The organism is Borrelia turicatae 91E135 (assembly GCF_000012085.2).
GTDB lineage: Bacteria > Spirochaetota > Spirochaetia > Borreliales > Borreliaceae > Borrelia > Borrelia turicatae.
Map to the genome: position 1 here is coordinate 755,717 of NC_008710.1, position 26,575 is coordinate 782,291.

Below are 26,575 nucleotides of genomic sequence, written 5' to 3' on the forward strand. Positions count from 1 at the left end.
TAGAGAGTTTTTATGGGAATCAATTATCTAAAATGTACTTTTTATTTGATTATAAGTTTGTCACTTTTATTCTTTATTTTTTATGTTTTATCTTATTTTAAGACTTTTTCCAATTCTTATTTAAAGGCAGGTCCTACTGAGGTAAATTTACTTGTTCTTTGGGATAATAGAGAATATAAAGAAATAATAGATTATGCTGAAAATGGTCTTAAAGAAAATAAATTTGATTTTAATCTAAATTTGCTTCTTGGGTTTTCATATTTTTATTATTCATTAATGTTGAATGATAGTTACTTAAAAAATCAATTTTTAGACAATTCAATAGAAAGATTACGGTTCTTAATGTCAATTAATGATGATGTCCCTATGAATTCGCTTTATTATATTTTGGGTAAAGCTTATTCTCATAAGGGTGAGTATTATAGTGATCTTTCTGTTAAGTATTTAAGTAAAGCTTTATATTCAAGTAGTTTTGACTTTATGAGTGTAAAGGAGGATATTTTTGAATATCTGGGATATTCTTATCAGATTTTAAAAGACTATAATTCTAGCTTAAAGTTTTTTGAAAAAGCTTATAAAGAGAATAAATCTGATCTTGTGCTTTGGAGTTTGGCATATGTAAATTATAAGACAGGCAATATTGATAAAAGTGTTGAATATATAAATAAATTTTTACAGGAAGAGAATAAATCATTAAAAAATGAAAAAAGTGATGATAATTTAATGCAAAAGGTATATTTATTGTACGGAGATATCTATTTGGAGAGAGAGGCCTATGAGGATGCTTTAAATTGCTATGATAAAGTCTTGAAAATTAATAGTTTAAATCCTAATGTTTATGTTAAAATAGGAGACATATATAGAAAAAGAGATAAAGATTATCCTAAGGCTAGAAAATATTGGAGAGAAGCGTTAAGCATTAATCCTTATTTAGAAGAAGCAAGGGAGAGACTTAAAATTAGCTTAGAGGATTTTTAGGGGGAGCTTGATTTGAATTTTTTTAAATCTTTTTTGATAGATATTGGTATTGATCTTGGTACATGCAACACTTTAGTTTACATTAAAGATTATGGTGTGGTGATGAGTGAGCCTTCGGTAGTTGCTATTGACGTTAATAAAAATAATAGGGTTGTAGCTGTTGGGCGCAATGCAAAGAAGATGCTTTGGAAAACACCGGAAAATATTAAGGCCGTAAGACCTCTTCGTGATGGTGTTATTGCTGACATTGAAAATACAGAGAAAATGATTAAATATTTTATAAGCCAAATTTTTTCTCGGAAAAAATTGTTTTTTAAGCCTAGAATGGTAATAGGAGTACCAACTTGCATTACGGAAGTTGAGAGAAGAGCTGTAAAAGAGAGTGCAATGAATGCTGGTGCTCGTGAAGTTAAGGTTATTGAAGAATCTCTTGCAGCTGCTATTGGCTCTGATATTCCCATTTTTGAACCAACAGGTCATATGGTGTGTGATATTGGAGGGGGAACTACTGAAATATCGGTGATTTCTCTTGGTGGTATGGTGGTAAGTAGAGCTATTAGAACGGGTGGGGATGAGTTTGATGAGAGTATCATCAAGTATATGAGAAATGCTCATAACATTATTATTGGGCAACAAACAGCAGAAAAATTGAAAATTAAGATAGGTAATGTTTATCCAGATACTCATAATTTGAAGGTAGAGACAATAGATATTAAAGGAACAGATGCTGTTACGGGTCTTCCTAGAAAGCAAATTATTGATTCTATGGAAGTCCGAGAATCTTTGCAAGAACCTATAGGTATTGTTGTTGATGAGGTTAAAAGAACGCTTGGAGCAACTCCCCCAGAGCTTGCAACAGATATTGTTGAGCGTGGAATCATATTGACGGGAGGTGGAGCTCTTCTTAAAGGACTCAGTAGGCTTTTATCAAAAGAGACGGGAGTTCCAGTTTACGTTGCAGATAATCCTCTTTTATCTGTAGCTGTTGGGGCTGGTTTATTTTATGATTATGCTAATAGAATAGATATTAGTAAAAATATATATAGTTTTATTAATGAATAGATATGAAGTTTCTTGTTAATTTCAAGAATTTTATTAAGGTACTTAGTGTATTAATATTTGCTATCATTCTTATGCTCTATGATTCAAGTGCTTCTAAGATTAATAAAAGAGACGATTTTTTTATTTTTACTTTAAATTCATATATTCAACGAAATGTGCATGAGTTTTTTAATTTTATTTCTAGTATTTTTAAGGCGATAAATGAATATAAAGATTATGGTGAGACAATAGAAGCTTATAAGAAAAGAATACAGCAACTTGAAATAGTAATTCAGAATGTGCAAGTGTTAAGACAGGAAAATGCCAGGCTTAAAGAACAGCTTGGATTTTATTCGGTACATTCTAATGATTTTATTTCAGCTGAAATAATTTACTTAAACTATGCAAATGTTTCATCTTTAATGGCTATTAATAAAGGCTATAATGATGGTGTGCAAAAAGATATGATAGCTGTTGCTTATCAAGATGGGTTTAGTGGTCTTGTTGGCAAAGTTGTTAAGGTTTATGCGGATACTGCGAGAGTTTTGCCTTTAACCAGTTATGAAAATTTTGTCTCTGCAAGAATTCAAAATAGCAAATTCATTGGTCTAGTTGAGGGTAAGGGATATGGTGAAGTTCTTGAGATGAATTATGTTAATAAATTAGCCGAAAATACTTTAAAGATTGGAGACTCAGTTGTTACTGCTGGATTTAGTGATTATCCTAGTGGAATTTATATAGGAAAAATTACTCATTTTGATGTTCTTGAATATAACTCTCTTTTAAGTATTAAAATAGAACCTGTCATAGTTTTAGATAAGTTAGAATATGTTTTTTTAATTAAGGGTAATCAGAGGATAGAAAAGTGATATCTTTTATACTCTATTATATCGTTAGTATATTTTTAGGACAAGTTTTTCAATATTATTGTGATATTAATTTTTCTTTTTCAATAGATATATTTTTAATTATTTTAATTTTTAATTCTCTAAACTTTGTTTTTAATATAGGTTTAATTTCAAGTATTTTACATGGTTTTATTATGGAATATTTCAATGGTTTGCCACTTGGATTTTTTGTTTTTAGTTATGTTTTGATATTTTATCTTCTTGAAAAAGTTAAATTGATTGTTCCAAAGAGCATGTTTAGTATAACAATATTTTTTATTTTTTCAAAATTTGTTATTTGGTTTGTAGCAATGACTTTTGCAGATTTTATTGATCTTAAAGGATTCAATTATTCGATATTTGATTTTAATATTGTTATAAATATAGTGTTTTTAAATTTTTTGTATCCAATTTTAAATTATTGTACGAGAAATCTTTATACTATTAAAGAGGAATATTAAAATGAAGGTTATTTTGAAGGGTCGATATATGTTTGGCCTGTTGCTTCTATTTTTCGTTTTTTTTTCTTATCTTTTTACTTTATTTAAAATGCAGATTGGAAAACACTTGTTTTATGATAGAGAAGCAACAGTTCTTTTATCTAGAGTTGAAAAAATCAAGGCTTCACGGGGTGAAATTTTAGATTCAAACTTTAATGTTCTTGCAAATAATCTTACAGCATTTGTTTTAAAGGTTAGTTTGGAACAATATTATGGCATGTCTCTTGAGGATAGGGACGAGATGTTAGATTTTTTATCAAGTATTTTAGGTATTGAAAGAGAACTTATTCTCTCTAAAATTGAGGCTCCTAGAGGATATTTGAAGGATGTAGAAATAGTTGAACTTAGTCCAGAAATGTTGTTTAGAGTTGCTGAGAAGAGAAGTTATTATCCTGCATTTTTATGGACATATTCTTTTAAAAGGAATTATTTAGTAGATGATTCTTGTTCTCATCCTATTGGGTATGTTGGTAGGATTAATCAAAGGGAACTTCGTTCTTTTTATAATGTTAAAGGGTATGATAATAATTCTACAATAGGAAAATTAGGCATTGAACAAATTTATGATAGTTATATCAGAGGGAAGGAAGGTTTAATTAAATATAGGGTAGATTCTAGAGAAAGAAAAATGGATAGTGGTTCTATTATAGAGCATATGACGCCTGGTAATAATATTGTTTTAAATATTAATAAGGATATTCAACTGCTTGCTAAGAACACTTTAGGTAAAAGGTATGGAACTGTGGTAGTGTTAAAACCTTCAACAGGTGGTGTGTTAGCACTGCATAATTATCCTTATTATTCAATGAATGATGTTTATAATAAGTATTCTAAAGAAGATTATTCTTTTCTAAATAGGGCAATACAATCAGTTTATCCCCCTGCATCTGTTTTTAAATTGGTTTTGACCACAGCGTTATTAGAAGAAAAGGTCCTTGATAGGGCTAGAAAAATTTATTGTCCGGGATATTTTAGAGTAGGCAATAGAGTGTTTCATTGTTGGCAACGAGGTGGTCATGGTTATGTCGATTTGGAACATGCTGTTGCTCATTCATGTAATGTTTATTTTTATATATTGGGACTTAAGTATCTTGGTGTTGAGAAAATTTTTAAGTATGCAAAAGAGTATGGATTTGGTGAAAAAACCGGGATTGATTTGCCAAATGAGGTTTCAGGACTTATTCCAAGTCCTGAGTGGAAGGAAAAATTTTTTAATCAACCTTGGGTAGGTGGCGATACTGTCAATTTTTCAATAGGTCAAGGGTTTTTAAATGCTACCCCTATGCAGATTGCCAATATGATAGCTATGATTGCAAATGAAGGTGTTATTTATAAACCAAGAATTGTTAATAGGATTTTAAATGGGAGTACTAATGAAGTTATTCTTGAAAATGTTCCCGAAGTCCTTAAGAAAACAGATATTATTAGTCAAAATACTTTTAAGTTTTTGAAAAAATATATGAGAAATGTTATAACTTATGGTACTGCTAGAAATTCAGTTCTTACAAAGGCTGTTGAGGTTGGAGGAAAGACCGGTACAGGTCAAACTGGTGTTACTGGACTTGAGAATAGTTCTTTTGTTGCTCTTGCTCCTTATAATGCTTCACCTAGTGAACAAGTTGTTATTTTTAGTTTGGTTGAAGGAAGAAGTAATACAGATAATATGTGGTCTGCTAAATCTGTAGATTTAATGATGCAAGGGATTTTTGCTAATCAGAGTTATGAGGATATTCTTAAAGAGTATAGACCATGGTATATTAGGTAAAGTAAATGGCTGTTTTTAGAAAAAGTTATGATAGTTTAACATTATTTAGTTTGGTAATGATATCTTTTATTGGAGTCTTGCTTATATATTCTAGTGATTATACTTCTAATGGTTCTTTGATGAAGATTGAATATATCAAACAAATTGTATGGGTTCTTGGTGGATTTTGTGTAATTTTTATAATAGGGAAATATGATCTTAAGATTATACATGGCATGATTTATCCTTTATATTTTTTATTGGTTGCTTCTTTGGTTTTTACTGCGATTTTTGGTGTTACTGTTAATGGAGCTAGATCTTGGATTGGAATTTGGAAATTAGGTGGACAACCTTCAGAGTTTGGTAAGATTATTAGTATTTTGACCCTTGCTAAGTTCTATAGTAGTAGGAATGAATATCATAATTTTTTTGTTTTTATTTTTGCTTTTATTTTAATTGTTCCTGTTATTTTATTTGTGTTTTTACAGCCTGATTTTGGTACTGCTGTAGTTTACTTGAATATGTTTATATTTATTTCCTTTTTTGCTGGTATAGATATACACTATATTTTGTATTTTGCATTAACGGGATTTTTTTCATTTTTTTTTGTGGTATTGCCTGTTTGGTATGAATACAAGGCAGATATGGGAAATATATTGTATTTGATTTTTTCTAATAATTTTTATTTTCAATTAGCTTTTTTAGTATTAATTTTGGTGTTTTTGTCTTCTGCTATAGGTTTTTTTGTTTCAAAGTATAATTTCAGTATTAGACTTATTTATTTTTATATATTATTTATGAGTTCAATTTTACTAATTGCGGCTTTTTTTTCTAAATTTTTGTCAAAGTTCATGAAACCTTACCAAATTAAAAGATTTTTGGTTTTTTTAGATCCAAATATTGATCTTAAAGGGGCTGGTTGGAATTTAAATCAAGTAAAAATTGCTATTGGTTCTGGAGGTATGTTCGGTAAGGGATTTTTAAAAGGTCCTTACACTCATGCAAATTATGTTCCATCTCAGAGTACAGATTTTATTTTTTCAATTCTTGCTGAAGAATTTGGCTTTTTAGGAGTTAGTGTAGTTTTGATATTATTTTTTCTTATTTTTTTTAGGATTTTAATAATAATGAATAAAAGTAAAGATAGATATATGTCTTTGGTACTTGCTGGTGTATTGGGTCTTTTGTTTTTTCATACCTCTTTTAATATTGGTATGTCTTTAGGGCTCTTGCCAATTACAGGTATTCCTTTGCCTTTTTTATCTTATGGTGGTTCATCTACTATTACTTTCTTTTTGGCTATGGCTCTTTATTTTAATATTGAGTCTATAGTCACTATGGATTAGAAAATTTTATTGCATTTTTTGTTTTGTCTGTTTTTTTACTAAATTTTTTTGTATATTGTATTGAGAAGATTTATTGTTTATCTATAACTGTGGTTAGTGCTTAAATTTATTATGATATTATAATTTAGAATCTTAGAGTTTGTAAGGTGTTATTATGAGTGAGAAATTAGATAAAGAGGATGTTCTTTATAAAAAAAGACATTCGATTGCGCATGTTATGGCAGAAGCTGTAATTGAGTTATTTCCAAATACTAAGATTGCTATAGGTCCCCCGATTAAAGATGGGTTTTATTATGATTTTGATTTTGAAAAACATATTATAGAAGATGATCTTTTGTTAATAGAACAAAAGATGAGAGAGATTCTAAAGACAGGGAGTTCTTTTGTAAAGGAAGTGATAACTAAAGAACAGGCTTTAATGCTTTTCAAAGATGAACCTTATAAGATTGATTTAATTCACGAGCTTGATATTGCAGATGAGATTTCAATATATAAAAGTCATAATTTTACTGACCTTTGTAAAGGCCCCCATATTGATAATATGGGAAAAATTGATCCAAAGGCATTTAAGTTAATTAGTATTGCAGGTGCTTATTGGCGTGGTGATGAGAAAAATAAGATGCTTACTCGTATTTATGGGACTTTATGGAACAATGAAAAGGATTTAAAAGCATATCTTAAATTGCGAGAAGAGATAAAAAGGCGAGATCATAGAAAACTTGGTCGAGAACTTGATTTGTTTTCTGTTCATGAAGAAATAGGACCTGGTCTTATATTTTTTCATCCAAGTGGTGCTAGAATAAGAGCTTTAATAGAAGATTTTTGGAGAGAGGAGCATTTTAAGAATGGTTATGACATACTTTTTACGCCTCATGTTGGCAAATCTTGGCTTTGGGAAACTTCTGGGCATTTAGATTTTTATAAAGAAAGCATGTTTGAGAAAATGGAGATGGATAAGAGTAATTATTATGTTAAGCCTATGAATTGTCCATTTCATATTGCTATTTATAATACCGGTAGGCATTCTTATAGAGATTTGCCGTTTAGGTGGGCTGAACTTGGTACGGTGTATCGTTATGAAAAGGTAGGTGCTCTTCATGGTACTATGCGTGTTAGAGGATTTACTCAAGATGATGCACACATTATATGTACTTATGATCAAGTTAAGTTTGAGGTCCAAGAGGTTTTAAGATTTGCTCTTTATATGTGGAATAAATTTGGATTTACTGCTTTAAAAGCATATCTCTCGACAAAGCCAGAAAAATCTGTAGGGGATGAGGATGATTGGATAATGTCTGTAAAAGTCTTAAAAGAAGCTTTGATTAATTTAGGTATTGATTATGATATTGATGAGGGAGGTGGGGCTTTTTATGGACCTAAGATTGATCTTAAAATAATAGATTCTCTTGGGAGAGAATGGCAAATGAGTACAATTCAATTTGATTTTAATCTTCCTGCGAGATTTAAAATGACTTATACAGCAGAAGATGGTAAGGAGAGGCAACCTTTTATGATTCATAGGGCTCTTCTTGGTTCTATTGAAAGGTTTTTTGGAATTTTGGTAGAACATTATGGTGGTGCATTTCCTGTATGGTTGGCACCTCTTCAAGTTGTAATTATTCCTGTAAACAATATTGTAGAAGAGTATGCGTTGGAGGTATTGTCTCGTTTTAAAAAGGAAGGAATTAGAATAAAACTTGATAATGATTGCAATATGAGAATGAATGCAAAGATTAGACAATATCAATCCCAAAAAGTTCCTTATATGTTTATTGTGGGAGAAAAAGAGGTAGTAGAGGGAAAGATTTCGATTAGAACCAGGACAAATGAGCAGATTAATGGACTTGAGCTGAAAGAAGCACTTGAATTTGTGAAATTAAAGGTTTCTAATAAGGAGATTTTATAGTTTGAATAGCGAAATTATAATGAGTCCGAATAAAATAACTTTTTTTAGAATTATATTATCTTTTGTTATCTTATTTATATTATGTCTTGAAGATCTTTGGAATTCTTATTTATTTTTAATTCTGATTTGGTTTTTAATTATTTTTAATGAAATAACAGATGTTATTGATGGATATATTGCTAGAAAATATAATTTAGTTAGTAATGTAGGTAAGATTTTAGATCCTTATGCAGATGTGTTGCAACATTTAACATATTTTGCCTTTTTCTTTTATAAAGGGATTACACCATATTATTTTTTTATGATATTTATATACCGTGAACTTTCTGTTGGTGTTGTTAGGAATTTAATTATTCAGTTTGATATAGTTCAACAAGCTAAATTTTTGGGTAAAATAAAGTCGTTATTTTATGCTATTGCAACATTTGCTAGTCTTTTTTTTTATAGTTTAAACAAGTTGAGAATTACTACATTGATTGAGAATTTTATTAGTTCAATTTTAAATCTAGATTTTAATTTTTCTTTTATTGTTGGAATGATATATGCTATGTCTGCCTTTCTAACTATCATATCATTAATTGATTATGTTGTGATATTTTTGTATCTTAGCAAGTATGAGAAGTAATGTATTATTAATATTTATTTGGTTACTAATTGGTTTTTATTCTCATGCTCAGTTAAAGCAAATGTTAACGGAAGTTAAGCCTTTAAGTATTTCAAGTGAAAGTGGAAAGGGAAGTGTTTATCTAAAGGTTAGCAAGTCTTCTAACTATATCTTAACTTTTGATGTTTCTTCAGATTCAGATTTTGTCTATATGGTATATGATATTTTTAATAAAAAATATATAACAGATAAGATAAGAAAAAAAGATGTCAAGCTTAAATTGAATAAAGATATTCTTTATGCTGTGATCTATGTCACATCTGAGAATGTAAATATTGATTTTATCCTTACTGATTTAGATTTATCGATAATAAGTGATAGCTCTTTAAAAGCTAAAATATCTGGTATAAAGAAAAAAGATAAAACTTTTTTATTAAAAGATTTGCCAAACTTTCAATTAGGCTTGAAGCTTAAAAGATATATTTTAAGGACTTATAATCGCAGTATTTATCTTGCTTATCAGATAGAAGGTAATGATGATATTAAGGTTTCTTCATTTATTGAGAATATTGGTTGGTTTGATATAAGTACTGCTGTTAATGATAATATTACTGATATTGCGTGTTTTGATTTTGCAATTAATTCTAAAGGAGAATTATATGTTGTATTTACGACTAAGAATACCAGTGATTTTTCTAGCGAACTTATAGTCAAGAAATTTAATAGTCGAAAGTGGATTGATATTAGTCCTAAATTTAGGGATAATATTGGATTTTTGGTAAATATTGGCATTGATAAGAGAGATAATTTGTATGTAGCTTATTTAAGGAAAATTGGTAGTGAATATAAAGTAAACTTTGTTGCAAATAAAGGATATAGTAATATTTGGAATAGTGTCATGGATTCTTATATGTCTAAAGGCAATGCCAATGTTGATGATGTTTCAAGTATTGGTATTATTTCTGAGCCTTTTCTGGGGATTTTTTATAATTATAAGGTAAATAATTATGTTAATTCTGAGTTTATTATTGATAGTGGTAAAACTTGGGGAAATGCAAATATTCAGTCTGCAAATGTAGCAAATTCTGTCAAAATTATTTCTAATTCTAAATCTGACCAAGTTGTTTTAAGTTATATAACAAAGGATAGACCTGTTGTGAGTGTATTTACATTGCAATATGATAAGTGGCAAAATATAAGTCCAAATATTAAGATTGATGGAGTCACTAGTGATATTTTAAGTTATAGGAATGATTTGTTTTTAACTTTTGAAGATGGTAATGATATCAGGCTTATTTATTTTGATGATAATACTTGGTATTTTTTTAATGAATCTGAAATTTTTCAAAAATCTGTTTGTAAGCCCCAGTTTGCAAAATATCAGGATAAAGGATTTATATTGTCATATCTGAGTTTAGATTTTAAGATTTTATACTTTAGATTGATTAGCTAGTATTAGTTCAAAATAGGATTTTTTTTCAATATTATTTTGTAATTTGAATTCTTTTATTGTTTTGTAAATTTCTGTCTTGGCAAAACTTAATTCATTCTTATCATAGATTATTTTTTCGATTTCTAAAAAAAAACCAAGATTTTCAATTTCATTAATTTCTATGTTTAAATTTTCTTTTTTATAAATTAGACTTTTTTTGATTTTTTTGTATAAAAATTTAAAATTCATTTCTTCTAGAAAAGATATAAAATTGTTGACTTGGTCTACTTTAAATTCGATTTCCTTGTTTATTTCTATGTCATTTTCTAAAGATTTAATTTTAAAGGTTACAATCTTTTCTAAAGTGTTAAATTTTCTTATTCTAATTATTTTTTCTGTGTTACAGTAATAAGTATCATCTTTGATTTCTTCTTTGATAAATTTGAATTTTTGATTGGCCAACTTTAAAATTTCTTTAAGTTTATTTTTGGGAATAAAAGCTTTCAATTCAATTTCAAACATGTATTAAAAATAATAAAATTATGGTAATATTTCAATGGCCTGTAATTTTGATGATGATAACTTATATATTTTGTTATATTTTATTTGTTTATGTTGAAATTTGAGTTTAGTGATAGGTTTTTTCTTTTCAGTTATTTTATTTTGATTATGTTCCTAGGCTCTCTATTGTTGTCATTGCCTATTGCTTGGAATGGTGAGAAAAAATTAGAGTACATAGATGTTTTGTTTACATCTGTATCTGCTGTTAGTATTACGGGTCTTGTTACTGTTAAGATGGAAAATTTTTCTACTTTTGGGTTTATCATTATAATGTTATTGATTCAATTTGGGGGGCTTGGTTTTATAACAATTGCTACTTTTTATTTGCTTATTCCTAAGCGTAAGTTGAATTTAACCGATGCTCGGATAATTAAACAATATTCTCTTTCAAATATTGAGTATAATCCCGTCAAGATTTTGAAAAGTATACTTTTTGTAACTTTTTTAATTGAATTAATTGGAGTATTGTTAATATTAGTGTGTTTTAGACTTCGAGGTGTTAATATTTCATTGCTTGAAGCTTTATTTACAACGATTTCAGCTTTTTGTAATGCAGGATTTTCTATGCATTCTGAGAGTATTTATGCTTGGCGTGATGTTCCTGAGGCAATAGTTGTTATTGCTATTTTGATTATTTGTGGAGGACTTGGGTTTATGGTATATCGTGATATTACGAATACTATTAAATATCGGAAAAAGTTGTCTCTTCATGCTAAAATTGTTTTTTTACTGAGTTTCTTTTTGATTATTTTAGGTACAATTTTATTTTTTTTCTCAGAAATGCATAAACTTAAGGAAGGTTATTCACTTGGAACTCTCATATTTAATTCAATATTTTATTCAATAAGCACAAGGACCGCTGGTTTTAATTATCTTGACAATGCTCTTATCACAAGTAGAACCCAAATGCTTTCGTTGCCATTCATGTTCATTGGTGGTGCTCCAGGTTCAACTGCTGGTGGAATTAAGATTACTACCTTTTTTTTAATTATTCTTGCGGTAATAAAATCACAAGATGGTAATGGTTATATTATTGGTTCTTATAAAGTTTCAATTGATAGCATAAGATTTGCACTTTTATTTTTTGTAAGGGCTGTGTTTATTTTGTGTTTTTCATTTTTTGTTCTTCTTGCTGCTGAGAGTGGTGGAAAGTGGAGAGTTATTGATTTGGGATATGAAGTTTTTTCTGCCTTTGGTACTGTTGGTTTGTCAGTTGGTGTTACACAGGATTTGTCATTTTTAGGTAAAGTAATTATAATTTTTACTATGTTTGCAGGTCGGATAGGACTTTTTTCTATGGCAATTTTTGTTTCACGAAGATCTCGTTTTGAAGAATTTACAAGGCCAAGACAAGACATTTTAGTGGGTTAGGAAAGAGTGAAAACGTTTGTTATTATTGGTCTTAGCAATTTAGGGATTCATGTTCTTGAAAATTTAAGTAAACTTGATTGCCAAATTATTATTGTTGATACTTCAAAGGAATTGGTTGAGGAATATGATGTTATTTCTACAGAAAGCTTTATTTTAGACCAATTTACTAAAAATACTTTAAAAAAAGTTATACCTGTAGATACTGATGCTGTTATTATTGATTTTGATAATGATCTTGGGAAGAGTGCTCTTGTTACTCATTATTGTAATCTTTTAGGTGTTAAAGAGATATGTGTTAAAACTGAAGATAGGGATGATGCTGAGATATTAAAAACTCTTGGTGCTACAAAAATTATATTTCCAAGTAAGGATGCTGCAAGAAGGTTAACCCCACTATTAGTATCGCCTAATCTTTCAACGTACAGTATTGTTGGTCATGATATCATTGTTGCTGAGACTATTATTCCTAAAGAGTATGTAGGAAAAACTCTTCTTGAGGCTGACTTGAGAAGGGAGAAGGGCATTACTGTTATTGCTGTTAGAAATTTAAGCAATTCTAGGTATGAGTTTGTAGATGGTGATTATTTTTTCTTAAAGGATGATAAAATTGTAATTTGTGGGAAGCCTGATAAAATTGAGAATTTTACAAATAATAAGGATTTGATTAAAGACTTAATATCAGTTTCTAAATCAGAGGATGCTTCTTACACGGAAAATTCCAAAAAATTAGGATTTTTAAGGTTTTTTAATTTCATGAAAAAGTTTAGTAAAGATAGGAAAAACGATTAATAGGATTTTGAGATGACTAAGATTATTCCTGTTGCAAGTGGAAAGGGAGGTGTTGGAAAAACATCTTTTGTTGCTAATATTGGTTATAAACTTGCATGTTTAGGTAAAACTGTAATACTTGTTGATCTTGACCTTGGTGGGTCTAATCTGCATACATGTTTAGGGGTTAAGAATACTGGTGTTGGAATAGGTTCCTTTATTAATAAGCGTGAAAAAGATTTTTCAAGTTTAATTATTAAAACACCTTATAAAAAGCTTTATCTGATTCCAGGAGATGCTCTTTATACGGGAACAGCCAATATTCCTTTTTCTATTAAAAAAAGAATAATAGACTCGATTCAAAGAGATCTTGTTGCTGATTTTGTTTTTATAGATTTAGGTTCAGGTACATCTTATAATACAGTGGATTTTTATTTATCAGCTTACAGTGGTATAATCGTTACTGTTCCAGAAACCCCTTCCATACTTAACGCTTATTCTTTTTTGAAAAATGCACTGTATCGGCTTTTATATCTGGGGTTTCCCCCAAAGAGTGCTGAACGTGAATATATTAGTAATTTTTTTAAAAATAAAATAGAAGGTACAAACGTTAAGTTTAAAGATTTAGTTACAGGAATTGAAGTCATATCTTTAAGTTCATCACTTAAGATAAAAAAGATGATGAACAGTTTTTATCCTAGAGTTGTACTAAATAGGATAGAATCTAGCGAAGAAATAGCTATGTGTGAAAATTTAATCAATGTTGTTAAAAATAATATTAATATACCAGTAGAATTTATTGGTTTTATTCCGTTTGCAAAGAGTTTTAGAGAATCTGTTAATAATAGAATTCCATTTATTGATTTTGATAAAAATTCAAAGCTCAATAAATATTTTGAGTTTATTGCAGGTAATTTGATTAAGTCTCCTGTTGAAGGTTCACCTTATATTTATGATGATATATACGATATGATTAAGGATCAAAGTCAATTTATTAGGAATTAATTGAATTATAATAATACTTAGTTATGGAGGAGCAACTTAATGCATAGACTTAGGAATAAGAATTTAGATTTTAAAATAGAAAATTTAGGAGAATGTAAGCAAGATAATCCTTTGATTAATTTTTATGCTGATGAGAGTCATATTCATTTTACTGGTGAGGCTAATAAGATTAGATTTAATGTTTATAAAAATGACGAGGCTTGGGATCAATATGAGAATATTTTTTTAGAAAAAGCCGGACCTAGACATAAAATTTATTTTATTCCAAAGCATGTTAAAGCGGCAATTACTACTTGTGGAGGTCTTTGTCCAGGTTTTAATGATGTTATTCGTTCCATTGTTAGAACTTTATGGAAAGTATATGGAGTGCATAATATTTATGGAGTTAAATTCGGATATCAGGGACTTTTGCCAGATTCTAATTTAAGTTTTGTTGAGCTAAATCCTGATGTAGTAGATGATATTAATCAACTTGGTGGTACAATACTTGGTTCATCAAGAGGAGGAATTAAACCTGTTGAAATAGTTGATACTTTGGAGAGAATGGGCATTAATATGCTCTTTAATATCGGTGGAGATGGAACACAAAAAGGTTCTGTTCTAATTGCTGAGGAAATAGAGAGGAGAAATTTGAAGATTGCTGTTGTAGGTATTCCAAAGACAATAGATAATGATTTTATGTTTGTTCAAAAATCTTTTGGATTTGAAACAGCTGTAGAGCAATCAGTTGCTGCAGTTGCTGGTGCTCACTTTGAGGCAAATAGTGCTTATAATGGAATTGGTCTTGTTAAAGTTATGGGTAGAGATTCTGGGTTTATTGCTGCTCATACCGCTTTATCTTCTAATGATGTTAATTTTTGTCTGATTCCAGAACTAGATTTTGATATTGAGGGGCCTAATGGGCTTCTTGAACATCTTGAAAGACGACTTTTGGCAAAAGAGAATTTGGATGAGATGCCCCATGCAGTAATATTAATAGCAGAGGGCGCAGGACAAAAGTATTTTGATCCTAGTAGTCGTAAAAAAGACGATTCTGGTAACTTGCTTTATGAAGATATTGGACTTTATATTAAAGATAAGATTAATACGTATTTTAAGTCCAAAAATATTTCAATTAATCTTAAGTATATTGATCCTAGTTATCTTGTGAGAAGTTCTCCAGCTAATGCTAGTGATTCTCTTTATTGTGCTCGTCTTGGTTCCAATGCTGTTCATGCTGCTATGGCAGGTAAGACAAAATTATTAATTAGCTTGTGGAGTACAAAATTTGTACATATTCCAATAAAAATGGCAGTAATTGCCAGAAATAAAGTCAATATAAATGGTTCTTTCTGGAGGGATGTTCTTGCAAGTACCGGTCAGCCATTTAGTATGAAGAACGAGAAATAAAAGTGTTCTTATGATTTATTTTGCTGCATTGCCTGCAACATTTAATGCATCCCAAGTTTTTGAGAATGGTGGAGAATATGCAAAATCCATCATTCCAATTTCATTTGTTGTAAGTTTTGAATAGATCGCTAAGGATAATGCATGCATTCTTATTGCAGCTCCATTTTTGCCAATTGTTTGTGCCCCAATGATTTCTTTTGTTTCTTCATTGTATATCAGTTTAATATACAAATCTTCTTGATTTGGGTAATAATTTGTATGGTTTTTGTCTTTTATAAATACTGTTTTATATTTAATTCCAAGCTTTAAAGCAGTTTCTTCTGTAAGACCAGCCCTGGCTGCTTCAAGCGATAAGACTTTAATTGATGCAGAGCCTAGTGTTCCTTTAAAAGCAACGTGTCTTCCTGCTAGATTTTCACCAATTACTTTTCCTAGTTTGTTAGCTGTTGTTGCAAGGGGGATATAATCATTTTTTTTACTTACAAGATTATAAATTGTGGCGCAATCCCCAGCAGAAAAAATGTTTTTTACGCTGGTTTCTCCATATTCATTGACAATGATTGCACCATTTTTTAGGGTCTCAAGTTGACCTTCTAAGAATTCAGTAGCAGGTTTGATACCGGTGGAAAGAATTACAAGATCCGCTTTATATTCGGATTTATTTGTAATGATTCCCTTAACTTTTTCTTTTCCTATTAAGCTTTTTGCAAATTCATCTGTGTGGAGTAGAACATTGTTTTTTATTAATTCTTCTTCCATGATATTAGTAATTTCTCTGTCAAACGATTCGGTTAGTATTCGTTTATCTAGTTGAATTATTCTTACATTTTTTTCTAAAGCTTTAGCAGCTTCTACCATTTCAATTCCAATATATCCAGCTCCAATTATTACTATGTCTTTTATATCTTTCTTCTTAAAAAGTTTTTTTATTTCTTTTCCATCTTGCATATTTCTTAGAGTATAAAAGTTACTTAGTTGGATGTTGCTAATTGGTGGGATGATGGGATTGCCCCCAGTTGCAATCATTAATTTATCATAAGTATCATTGAATATCTGTTTTGTTTGAAGGTTTTTTACTTGAAGGGTATTATTTTTGATATCTACTCTCATAACCTCATGTTCAGTGAATACTGATATTCCATTTTGTTCAAATTCATCAGGTGTTCTGGCTATCATGTTGTTTGGTTCATCAAAAAATCCTCCAATGAAATATGGTAATCCACAAGCTCCAAAAGATGTAGTATTTGTTTTCTCATAAATGGTGATGTTTAATTCTTTATTTGTTCGTTTTGCTTTTGCAGCAGCACTAGTTCCTGCAGCAGTTCCTCCAATAATTATTATTTTCATAAAAATTCCTTATTTTTCTATTTCATTTTGATTATTATAAATATTTCTGTCTAATTGATTAAGGTTCTTGGCTGTTATTATTCCTGCAACCATTGAACCGCTGACATTGACAGATGTTCTACCCATGTCAATTAAAGGTTCAATAGATATTACAAGTCCAACAAGTTCAACGGGTAGGTTCATTGATGAGAGAACCATTAAAGAAGCTATTGTTGCGCCTCCTCCAGCTCCAGCTGCTCCAAATGAGGTTATTATTATTATTCCTATAAGTTGGAGTAAGAATAAAGGATCTGTTGGGTTTATTCCTTGGGTAGGAGCAATCATTATTGCTAACATTGCAGGATGGAGTGCTGCACAACCATTTTGTCCAATGGATACCCCAAATGCACTTGCAAGGTTTGCAGTTCCCTCACTGACTCCTAATTGTTTGGTTTGTACTTCTACATTAACAGGTATTGTTGCTGCGCTAGAACGAGATATGAATGCAAATGTCAAAACCGGCCATGCTTTTTTAATGAAGATAATTGGATTTAGCCTATTAAGTGCAATTAGTGTCATGTGCATTAAAATTGTAATGCCAATGGCAATATATGAAGCAAGTGCAAATTTTCCAAGTTTCATTATGCTTGAAATATCACTTGTTGCCGATATTTTTGTAATCATTGCTAATATGGCATAAGGTGTTGATTTTAAAATTAAAATTATCATTCCAGAGGTCAAATCTTGTGCTGTGGATATTATTTGTTTAAAAAATTCTATTGATTCTGGTTTTTTTTTTGCAACTTTAAGAGCAACGATTCCTACTAAGGCAGCAAATATTACTATTCCAATTGTTGAGTTTGATCTTGTTCCTGCCATATCTGCAAATATATTCTCAGGGATCAGTTCTGATAATTTTTGTGTAATTGGAGTTTTTTGTAGGCGTTCAAGACCTTGATTTAGTTTTTTTCCTTGTGTAATTTCATCTACTCCAGATTGGAGTCCTTCTGCTGTTAAATTAAAGAAGAGAGAGGTACCAATTCCAATTATTGCAGCAATTCCTGCTGTAAATATAAGCATAAGTATTACGGATAAGCTCATTTTCCAAATATCTTGGCTATTTGTTAGTTTTACTATTGCAGATATTATTGAAACAAGTATAAGTGGTATTACCATCATTTTAATGAGTCTTATATATCCTATGCCTAGGATATTAATCCACTCAATAGTTTCTTTTAGTATTATTGATTCTGATTCATAACAATGTTTCATAGTTATCCCAAAGGCTATTCCTAATCCTAAGGCTACTAGTAGTCTTTTTGTAAATGAGATGTGTTTTTTGTGTAGAAAATATAGAAGTCCTATTAATGTAAACATGATTGTGATATTTAGTAGTGTATATATTATTGTTGTGTTCATTTTTTTTGCCTCTGATTTATAAATTTTAATGTAATGAGCATGATTTTAATCATAAATTTTTGAATTAGTTTTGTTACTTTTTTATTCTTGAAGTAGTCTATCATAGGATTTTATTATTTCATCTTTTAAGTTATTGTCCTTTAAAATCTTAGTCGCAATGACTTTCCCAAGTTGAACTCCTTCTTGGTCGAATGAATTTATATTTAGTAAGAATCCTTCAAACATTACTTTGTTCTCGTAGTGGGATAGTATTGCACCTACTGTATAAGGTGTAAGTTCTTTTGAATATATTAATGCAGAAGGTCGCTCACCTTCAAAGTTTTTATTTTTGTTTGTATCTTTTTTGCCATAAGAGAATGCAATTATTTGGGCTATTAGATTTGCTTTTAACTTATCATTGTTTGATGTTCCCTCTAGGGTGCTATCCTGTTTTAGTTGAGATTCACTAAAACCTATTAGATCCATTGGAACTATATCTGTTCCTTGATGAAGCATTTGAAAGAATGAATGTTGAACATCCGTTCCAATTCCTCCCCAAATTATTCTTACTGTTTTATAATCAATTTTTTCTCCAAATCTGTTTACACTTTTCCCATTGCTTTCCATTTCAAGTTGCTGCAGATGAAGATAAAAATTTTCCATTGCTTTTGAATATGCAATAATGCAGTTGCTACTGTAGTTAAGAATATTACTCTCATATACACTAATTAGTGCTGCTAAGAGAGGTGCATTTTCTCTTACGTTTTTATTTAATGCTTTTTTGTCAACCTCACAAGCTCCTTTTAATATTTCTTTTGTAACGTTTTCTGTGAAGCAAAGTGTAATTAAGGTAAGTCCAACAGCTGATGTTGGTGAAAATCTTCCACCAATTGAATCGTGCATAAAGAAGTATTCAAGATATCCCTGTTCAAGTGCTAGCATACTTCCCTTTGATGTAATGATTATGATTTGTTTTTGGTATTCTTTGATACCATTATTTTCTAATTTTTTAATTAAAAATTGCATATTAGCTGCTGTCTCTAGTGTGTTTCCGCTTTTTGATACTATAATAAATAAGGTTTCTTGAAGGTCTATTTCACTTAATACTTCTTCTGTCTCATCTGGATCAACATTTGAAATAAAATAGGCTTTCATCATGTGTAAATTTTTCTGCTTAGCGTAATTTTTGATCGCAGTATATAGTGCTTTTGGACCAAGACTTGAACCGCCAATTCCGATTTGTACCACATTTTTAAAGACTTTTCCACTTGTGCTCTTAATCGATCCATTTTGAACTTGTTTTGCAAATTCAAAAATTCTTTTAAGTTCTCTTTCAAAAAATTCCCTCATATTTTCATTATTTTCTATGACTTCTGTTCCAAGTTGCTTTCTTGTCAAATGGTGCAGAACTTTTCTATTTTCGCTGATATTAATATGTTTTCCATCGATGATTTCTTTATATTTTTCTATTAAATTTGCTTCATCGCTTAAATTTTGAAATATGTTTAAGTGAGTTTCGTTAATTTGTTTTGTAGCATAGTTATAATGTACTTGATGTCCTTCTATTTTGATGTCATATTTTTTTATTCTATCCTCACTTAAAGTCTTTTTTAGTTCTTCGGGATTGGTTTGTCTTAATTCTTGAAAATTTTTAAGTTTATTAAGGTTTATATACTTAAGCATGAAGCCTCCTCCAATAGTTCTTATATATTTAAGTTTTATTTTGTTTTTTTCTTTTTAGTATTTTTTTTATTTTAAGTATTATAAATTTTAAAAACCTGATTATTATGTTTTTTTCTGAATAATATTTTAATTGTTCTTCTCCTGACTCTGATTCACTTTTTGTAAATGATTTTCTGGCATTATTCTCATCAAGTTCAATTTCAAGTAAAATTTTTTTATCTTCTGTGGGAATTACCTTGACATCGACTTCTTTATATCCAAGTTCTTTTAATACCTGATATCTTCTAAAACCCGCTACTAGATTTTTGTTTTTATCTATTATTATTGGGTAGATTAAACCATGTTTTTTAATGCTTTCTTTAAGAGTTGAGGTGTCTCCTATATTTTGTCTGATTCGTTTTTTTATTTTTATTTGTTCTAAATCTATTAACATTTTTATTAATCCAATTGAATATTTTCTCCATTTACATCTTTGTGCCCATTTTCGTCAATTTGTTCATTTTCATCAATGAGAGGATTCGCTTTACTTTCTTCATTGTTTCCTTTGTCTTTTTTGTCTATATTAGTATCATCTATATTAATGTTGTCATCATTATCATTTGTCTTTGTATTGTTGATGTTATTATCTAGATTTATATCTGGTATGTCATGATTCACGTTTTCTTGATTATGTTCATTTTCTAAACTATTATCCAAACTACTATTATTAGTTTCATTGATATCATTTTCAAGTTCTGTTTTGTTGTCTATTTTATTTAATGGATTAAAATCATCTATAAGATATTCAAATTCATTAACCTCAATGTTTAACTCATTGTTGTCATCGATTTTATCGATTCCATAAACATTAAATTCCATTTTATTTAAAAATTCAGATTTATTTTCATAGTATTTTGACTTTTCAAATGGCTGAGTTCCTGCAATGAATATTTCATTTATTGTTGTTTCGTTAGGTACCCCTTCTGGTAATAGTCCTGTTTCTGATTGTACTTGTACATTAATTATGCCTTTAGGTCTTATGAAAACTTTTCTAGGTAAATTTTTATGGTATTCTGCCATAAATTTTCCCCAACTAGGACCGGCAAGTCCTGTACCTGTTCCAGCAATTCCTAATGAATATCCCTTTTTATCAAAACCAACCCATAAAGCCGTTGTTATATAGGGTGAGTATCCTATTGCCCATCCATCAGCCCAGTTTTGAGTAGTTCCTGATTTTCCTGCAATGTCAGATTTAAAGTCTTTAAGATTTGTATGTCTTTGATTTGCTAAGGTGCCATATTGAATTGTTGATTTCATCATGTCTGTCATAATATAGGCAGTTTGAGGAGATACTATTTGTGCATTGGCTCCTTTGTTTTTAATTGCTGTTAGTGTTTCGGATTCTACATTTGCTATTACTTTTCCATTTCTATCTTCAATATATTTAATTCCATATGGTTCCACTTCTTTGCCATTATTGCCCAAAATTGCGAATGCTCTTGCCATTTGTATTGGAGATGTTGATATGACACCGAGTGCAAGAGGATATACTTTAGGAAATGTTTTGTTTATTTCATTTTGATCTTTTATTCCTAATAATTTAGCAGAATATTTAATTGCGTTTTCAAATCCTAATGTATCGAGTATTCTAAGAGAAGGAATATTTAGTGATAAAGCTAGTACTTTACGTGTTAGTACATTGCCTCTCCATTTTCCTCCGTAGTTTTCAGGTGCATAGACTTCTCCTTCTTGATTGAAAAATGCTACTGGAGAGTCTGAAAACATTGTTGCAGCTGTGATTTTTTTAAGATCAATAGCTGCTGAAAAGTATAAGGCTTTAAATGCACTTCCAGGTTGTATTTTTGCTTGGGTTGCTCTATTAAATTCGCTTCCTTTTCTATATCCGCTTCCCCCAACCATTGCTTTTATTGCTCCTGTTGTGGTATCTAGTGCTATGAATGCGCCTTCTGGTTGTACAATGAAGTTTGGATTTGTTTTATTGTTTATTGTGTATTCTTTTGTTGCTTTGTCTATTTTGTCAATGCCTAATATTGCTGCGAAACTTGCAATTAAATCAATATTGTCTTCGTAAAATTTTCTTGTTCTTAATTTTTTGTATTGTCTTCCATTTACTCTAGTGCTTCTTATTCCAAATAGATCAGATATTGTGTCAATTATGGGAACTATTTCTGAGTTAATTACCAGCGTCTCAGATGATTTAGTAGAATTATACATTTTTCTTGTTTTTATGATCATTTCTTGTGTAATTTCATCTGCATACTTTTGTGCATCAAGATCAAGTGTTGTGTATATTGAGTACCCGTCTTTGTATATGTTTGCTCCGGATGGAAGATGTTTAATTATTCTTTGCCTTATGTATTCTGAGAAATAAGGTGCATGATCTTCTTTATCAGAGATAGCTGATGTGTCTGCCATACGAGTCCAATCGTAGTTTTTCCAGTATTCATTAAACTCTCTCTCAGCTAGTTCAGTACTTATAATTCCATTAGATACTACTTGATGCAATACTGCCTTTTGTATTTTTTTAGCGAATTCTGGATTGTAAAATGGTGAATAGAGTTTTGCGTTTGGTAGTTGTATAATCATTAAAACCGCTTCTGCAGTGTTAATATCTTTTACGCTTTTATTGAAAAAGAATTTTGATGCTGCTACTACTCCGTAATTTCCGTTTCCAAAATACACTTTATTTAAATATTTTTCAAGTATTTCATATTTTGATAGTTTCTTTTCAAGTTGTATGGCCCACCAAATTTCATTTAGCTTTCTTAAGATTGATCGTCTTGCTTGATTGGTGTAAAGGAGTTTTGCCAATTGTTGTGTTAAAGTACTTCCTCCTGAAAAGTATCTTCCAATAGCAATATTAAAAGCAGCTCTGAGGATTCCCATGAGTGAGAAGCCTCTGTGAAAGAAAAAACTAAGATCTTCGCGTATTAAAAGTGTACTTATTAAGTTATTAGGTATTTCTCTTAAAGAGAGTAATTCTCTATTCTCGTCGGATATAAATTGTGTTATTATTCTGCCATTTGTATCAAAAAGCTTTGAAGGTATGGCAGGATTTACGTCGCCAAAATTTTTGTCTCTTTGAATGTTTACAGTCTCAACTATTGCAATTGATAGTAAGATAATAGAGAAACTAATAGTAAAATATGTTATATAAATGAGTAAGTTAGCTTTTTTACTAAAGTTAAGATTTTTCAAGTTATATCCTTCCAATATAATTATACTATAAATATGTTAAAATTAGTATATTTACATGAGTTGTTATTAATGTGAAATTATTGTTATAATTCCTTCTTATATATACTATATGGATTCTGTAATGCAAATTGGCAAGAAATGAGAATATGGATTAAAGTAAGGGTGGCTTATCTTTTGTTAAGGCTTTTTTTGCTGTTTTTGTTTATACAATTGATTTTACATTTTGATTTTATTTGGATATTAATGTGATTTTCGTAGATATGTTGAATAAGTTATTAACTATTGGTTGTATCTAATATTTTGGGATAAAATTATTTTAAAGTGTATGCATAACTTAAAAATTTTGAATGTTATTACTTTAAAGTTCCTGAATGTCGATTTTAACATGTTTGTTAGATTTTAAAGGAGAGGTTTATGTTTTTGTCTAGGAAAATAAAAGATTATGAAGCTAAATATAGAGGTAAAGAAATTAAGATGAGCACTGAAATCAACAGTTTCCTTAATATTAAAAATTCTGTTGAAATTAGAGTTGGTAATTATTTGGCCTATGGTGTAATTTATTCTATTTCTATGAATGCTATTAAGATTATTTTGCAAGAAGATAAAGTTTTACCTGTTTTAGCACAAAATGGAAATTCAGGCAATATTCAGTTTAAGAGTTTTGATAATGTTGGAGATGATTCTTTTTTTATTCCCTCTTTAGTTGTGAAGTTGGTAAATACATCTTCTTGTTCTGTTCAAGAGAAGGAGTATAATTTGCTGACTTTAGATTTTTTATCTCCTATGCCAGAAGAGGTTGCAGTTAAGATTGGCAAACTGCTTGATTTAAAGCTTGGACAGAATCAAAGAATACATGAGCGTATTATTATTGATAAAGATTCGCTTAGAAAGCTTAATCTTAGTTCTGATAAAGCTTTTATTGAAGTTAAGGGTGTTAAGCATAAATGCTTGATTAAAGACCTCTCTTATGGAGGTGCACTTTTAATATCTTCTTTTGATTATGAGGGAATGGATGAAAGTAATGCTGATTTAACTTTAAGTTTTGATATTGCAGACAAGGGAGTTTCTATTGTGGGCAAGGCAAAAAATTTGAGTGTTATTCAAACTCCTAATGGGAAGGTTTTAGCTTTAGGTATTGCATTCTGCGAGGAAAAGATTCCCCTTGACTATACTATGTTAATTCATGATTATTTTAATTAGAGGATTTATGCTTAAAAATATTGTTTATATTTCTCTTCCAGAAGATTTTACAAGTCAAATTAAAGATTTTATATTTGATCCTAAGGTACTTTTACCCGTTGAGGTTGATGATGTTAAGCATTTTTCTCAAGATGAACTTAATTTTGAGGCTGTTATGTCTGCGATTCTTAAGATTTCGGCTTATGATCAAGATAATGTGAATTTTTCTTATTATAAAAAGCTTCTCTTAGCTTTAAATCCTAATATTGTCAATACGCTTATTCATGTTGGACTTACTAAGGTTGATGAGGGAGATTATAATTTGGCTCTTGAGATTTTTTTGGCATTAAAAGGTATTGATAATGAAAATGAAGTTCTTCTTTTTAATTTGGCATTATTGTATGAGAAGATGGCTGAAAACTTTTTAAGGGTTGATCAAAACATGAATGCTATGACTAGTAATCAAAATGCTTTAGAGATTTATGAAAAACTTTTAGAATTTGAGAGTCCAAATGAAAATGTGTTTGCAAATGCTGGCTTTTTTTTTGTTAAGCAATACAAATTGGACAGGGCTCAAGAGTTACTTAAGCATTATTTAAAAATTTCTAATAATTTAAGATTAAAAAATAAGGTAAGTGACGTATTAAATGCCATAGGAGTTCATAAAAGTTTAGCTTTAAATCTTGAGAGAATATATGATCTGATAATTTTATCGAAGGAAGATGAGGCTATTTCTAAACTTGTTAAACTTTTAGAATATCATCAAGATTCTTGGAATGCTTGGTTCTTGCTTGGCTGGGGATATAGAAGAAAGGGTTTTTACTCTGAGGCAAAAGACGCTTTTCTTAAGGTATTATCTCTTGATTCTAAGAATGTCGATGCTATGAACGAGCTTGCAATCTGTTTTATGGAACTCCTTAAGTTTGATGATGGTCTTAAATATTTACTTAGAGCTTTGAAGCTTGAACCTGATAATATCAAAATTGTTTCAAATCTTGGAATTCTTTATCTAAAGATGGAACGTAGGAAAGAGGCTAGAGAGTATTTTGAGATAGTTCTTGAATATGATTCGAGTGATCCTCTTGCCCTTAAATATTTGGGACTATTGAGTAGTGAATTTTAACTTATGTTGTATTGCTTTTAGGGAATAAATTTATTAAGACTTGCTTTCTTAAGTCTATTATTAATTGAGTATCCAAGTTGACTGTTATCTACAAATTCAGCAAGTATTTGTTTGTATGTTTTCTCAGATTCTACAAATACTTTGTAGATATTTTTTGCATATTCTTCTAATGTATTAAAAACACAGATATTATTCATATTCCAAGATTTGTTAAACCAATATGAATTAAGAGTAGCTTTCATGATGAGCACTTTTGTATCTTGCCTTGATGCATACTGCCTTATATTATCTTTTTGCTTAAATAGATAAACAGGTATGCGTGGTTTGTAATGTTCTAGTAAGTTTCCAGGTGATTTAGATAGCATTTCTTTTCCTACTGAGTATTCTACTCTAAATTTTCCTTTAAGTTCTTTTTCTATCATCTCTTTTGTGATTGAACCTGGTCTTAGTATTGATATATTTCCTTTAGAGTCAAATCCTATAACGGTTGATTCTATACCAATTTTTGATTCTTCATTTTTTTTGATAATTCCCTTAACTAGACCATCAAGTTCCCTGATTGCCATTTCAAAATTAGTGGCACTGGGACGTCTTGATAAGTTTGCTGATGGGGCTGCTATTGGAACTCCGCTCATCTTTATTAACTTGAGGGCTACAGGTTCTGATGGTATTCTTACTGCTATGCTGTCAAGTCCCCCGCTTATGAAGTTAGATATTTTACCCGCATTTTTTAGTATAAATGTTAGAGGGCCTGGGGTGAATTTTTGCATTAGAATCAGTGCACTTTTTGGTATATATTCTACAAGTTCTTTTATTTTTTCTATTGATTCAACATGTACTATTAAAGGGTTTGTGATAGGACGCCTCTTTACTAAAAAGATCATTCGTATTGCATCGTCATTGTATGCATTAGCCCCAATGCCATATACTGTTTCTGTAGGAAATACTACTAATTCTCCTGCTCTTATCAGTTTTGCTGCTTTTTTTATCTCGAGTTGTTCTATGATCTCTGTTTTCATTAATGTCATTTCCTATTAATTTTACTTACTTATTTATTAAAGCAAAAAAATTGCAAATAAACAATTTAGATTAACTTGTTGATTTTATGTTATAGGTTTTAAGCTTTTTATTGTAAT

At 29.8% G+C, this 26,575-nt stretch carries 22 protein-coding genes; 15 read left to right on the forward strand and 7 right to left on the reverse strand.

Annotation, left to right across the window (positions count from 1 at the left end):
- Window positions 1-12: 12 nt before the first annotated feature.
- The 9 genes from BT0_RS03625 (at window position 13) to BT0_RS03665 (ending at window position 10,459) form a co-directional block, all read left to right on the forward strand.
- Window positions 13-978, forward strand: coding sequence for a tetratricopeptide repeat protein (locus BT0_RS03625; protein WP_011772648.1), 966 nt, complete (start codon window positions 13-15; stop codon window positions 976-978).
- A gap of 12 nt (window positions 979-990) precedes the next feature.
- Window positions 991-2,040 (forward strand): rod shape-determining protein, encoded by a 1,050-nt coding sequence (locus BT0_RS03630; RefSeq protein WP_011772649.1) that lies wholly within the window; start codon window positions 991-993, stop codon window positions 2,038-2,040.
- A 2-nt stretch (window positions 2,041-2,042) separates the two neighbouring features.
- Window positions 2,043-2,888 carry a rod shape-determining protein MreC gene (gene mreC / locus BT0_RS03635; protein ID WP_011772650.1) on the forward strand — a complete coding sequence of 282 codons (846 nt, stop codon included), beginning with the start codon at window positions 2,043-2,045 and terminating at the stop codon, window positions 2,886-2,888.
- On the forward strand, window positions 2,885-3,367 hold the full coding sequence (locus BT0_RS03640) for a hypothetical protein (RefSeq protein WP_011772651.1): 483 nt from the start codon (window positions 2,885-2,887) through the stop codon (window positions 3,365-3,367). The genes mreC and BT0_RS03640 overlap by 4 nt, the downstream gene beginning before the upstream one ends.
- Before the next feature lies 1 nt (window position 3,368).
- On the forward strand, window positions 3,369-5,171 hold the full coding sequence (gene mrdA, locus BT0_RS03645; RefSeq protein ID WP_011772652.1) for a penicillin-binding protein 2: 1,803 nt from the start codon (window positions 3,369-3,371) through the stop codon (window positions 5,169-5,171).
- Between the two features lie 5 nt (window positions 5,172-5,176).
- Complete coding sequence (gene rodA, locus BT0_RS03650; RefSeq protein WP_011772653.1) at window positions 5,177-6,496, forward strand: rod shape-determining protein RodA; 1,320 nt, start codon at window positions 5,177-5,179, stop codon at window positions 6,494-6,496.
- Window positions 6,497-6,650: 154 nt separating this feature from the next.
- The gene (gene thrS, locus BT0_RS03655; protein ID WP_011772654.1) at window positions 6,651-8,402 is read left to right on the forward strand and encodes a threonine--tRNA ligase; all 1,752 of its coding nucleotides are present in this window, start codon (window positions 6,651-6,653) and stop codon (window positions 8,400-8,402) included.
- Between the two features lies 1 nt (window position 8,403).
- On the forward strand, window positions 8,404-9,027 hold the full coding sequence (gene pgsA / locus BT0_RS03660; RefSeq protein WP_011772655.1) for a CDP-diacylglycerol--glycerol-3-phosphate 3-phosphatidyltransferase: 624 nt from the start codon (window positions 8,404-8,406) through the stop codon (window positions 9,025-9,027).
- Window positions 9,017-10,459 (forward strand): hypothetical protein, encoded by a 1,443-nt coding sequence (locus BT0_RS03665; RefSeq protein ID WP_011772656.1) that lies wholly within the window; start codon window positions 9,017-9,019, stop codon window positions 10,457-10,459. Before pgsA ends, BT0_RS03665 begins: the two co-directional genes overlap by 11 nt.
- On the opposite strand, the gene cyaB is transcribed toward BT0_RS03665, so the two are convergent.
- On the reverse strand, window positions 10,436-10,960 hold the full coding sequence (gene cyaB / locus BT0_RS03670; RefSeq protein WP_011772657.1) for a class IV adenylate cyclase: 525 nt from the start codon (window positions 10,958-10,960) through the stop codon (window positions 10,436-10,438). The genes BT0_RS03665 and cyaB overlap by 24 nt on opposite strands.
- A 90-nt stretch (window positions 10,961-11,050) precedes the next feature.
- On the opposite strand from cyaB, the gene BT0_RS03675 reads away from it, so the two are divergent.
- Genes BT0_RS03675 through BT0_RS03690 form a run of 4 tightly spaced genes read left to right on the forward strand, consistent with a single transcriptional unit; the run spans window position 11,051 to window position 15,532 of the window.
- Window positions 11,051-12,370, forward strand: a complete 1,320-nt coding sequence (locus tag BT0_RS03675; RefSeq protein WP_041178524.1) for a TrkH family potassium uptake protein — start codon at window positions 11,051-11,053, stop codon at window positions 12,368-12,370.
- 6 nt (window positions 12,371-12,376) lie between these two features.
- Window positions 12,377-13,159 (forward strand): potassium channel family protein, encoded by a 783-nt coding sequence (locus tag BT0_RS03680; protein ID WP_011772659.1) that lies wholly within the window; start codon window positions 12,377-12,379, stop codon window positions 13,157-13,159.
- A gap of 12 nt (window positions 13,160-13,171) precedes the next feature.
- The gene (locus BT0_RS03685) at window positions 13,172-14,143 is read left to right on the forward strand and encodes a P-loop NTPase (RefSeq protein WP_011772660.1); all 972 of its coding nucleotides are present in this window, start codon (window positions 13,172-13,174) and stop codon (window positions 14,141-14,143) included.
- Window positions 14,144-14,182: 39 nt separating this feature from the next.
- Window positions 14,183-15,532, forward strand: a complete 1,350-nt coding sequence (locus BT0_RS03690) for an ATP-dependent 6-phosphofructokinase (RefSeq protein ID WP_011772661.1) — start codon at window positions 14,183-14,185, stop codon at window positions 15,530-15,532.
- A gap of 15 nt (window positions 15,533-15,547) precedes the next feature.
- On the opposite strand, the gene BT0_RS03695 is transcribed toward BT0_RS03690, so the two are convergent.
- The 5 genes from BT0_RS03695 to BT0_RS03715 all read right to left on the reverse strand — a co-directional run bounded on the left by BT0_RS03695 (window position 15,548) and on the right by BT0_RS03715 (window position 23,137).
- Window positions 15,548-16,879 carry a CoA-disulfide reductase gene (locus tag BT0_RS03695; protein WP_011772662.1) on the reverse strand — a complete coding sequence of 444 codons (1,332 nt, stop codon included), beginning with the start codon at window positions 16,877-16,879 and terminating at the stop codon, window positions 15,548-15,550.
- Window positions 16,880-16,888: 9 nt separating this feature from the next.
- Window positions 16,889-18,277, reverse strand: coding sequence for an L-cystine transporter (locus BT0_RS03700; protein WP_011772663.1), 1,389 nt, complete (start codon window positions 18,275-18,277; stop codon window positions 16,889-16,891).
- A gap of 81 nt (window positions 18,278-18,358) precedes the next feature.
- Window positions 18,359-19,939: a glucose-6-phosphate isomerase gene (locus BT0_RS03705; protein WP_011772664.1), complete on the reverse strand. Its 1,581-nt coding sequence runs from the start codon at window positions 19,937-19,939 to the stop codon at window positions 18,359-18,361.
- Between the two features lie 28 nt (window positions 19,940-19,967).
- The gene (locus tag BT0_RS03710; protein ID WP_011772665.1) at window positions 19,968-20,372 is read right to left on the reverse strand and encodes a ParB N-terminal domain-containing protein; all 405 of its coding nucleotides are present in this window, start codon (window positions 20,370-20,372) and stop codon (window positions 19,968-19,970) included.
- A gap of 5 nt (window positions 20,373-20,377) precedes the next feature.
- Window positions 20,378-23,137, reverse strand: coding sequence for a penicillin-binding protein 1A (locus tag BT0_RS03715; RefSeq protein WP_041178525.1), 2,760 nt, complete (start codon window positions 23,135-23,137; stop codon window positions 20,378-20,380).
- 414 nt (window positions 23,138-23,551) lie between these two features.
- On the opposite strand from BT0_RS03715, the gene plzA reads away from it, so the two are divergent.
- Both plzA and BT0_RS03725 read left to right on the forward strand, forming a co-directional pair.
- Window positions 23,552-24,337, forward strand: coding sequence for a c-di-GMP-binding receptor PlzA (gene plzA / locus BT0_RS03720; RefSeq protein ID WP_011772667.1), 786 nt, complete (start codon window positions 23,552-23,554; stop codon window positions 24,335-24,337).
- A 7-nt stretch (window positions 24,338-24,344) separates the two neighbouring features.
- Window positions 24,345-25,439: a tetratricopeptide repeat protein gene (locus tag BT0_RS03725; RefSeq protein WP_236842849.1), complete on the forward strand. Its 1,095-nt coding sequence runs from the start codon at window positions 24,345-24,347 to the stop codon at window positions 25,437-25,439.
- A gap of 17 nt (window positions 25,440-25,456) precedes the next feature.
- Here BT0_RS03725 and BT0_RS03730 read toward each other — a convergent pair whose 3' ends face one another.
- On the reverse strand, window positions 25,457-26,458 hold the full coding sequence (locus BT0_RS03730; protein WP_025375716.1) for an L-threonylcarbamoyladenylate synthase: 1,002 nt from the start codon (window positions 26,456-26,458) through the stop codon (window positions 25,457-25,459).
- Window positions 26,459-26,575: the final 117 nt, after the last annotated feature.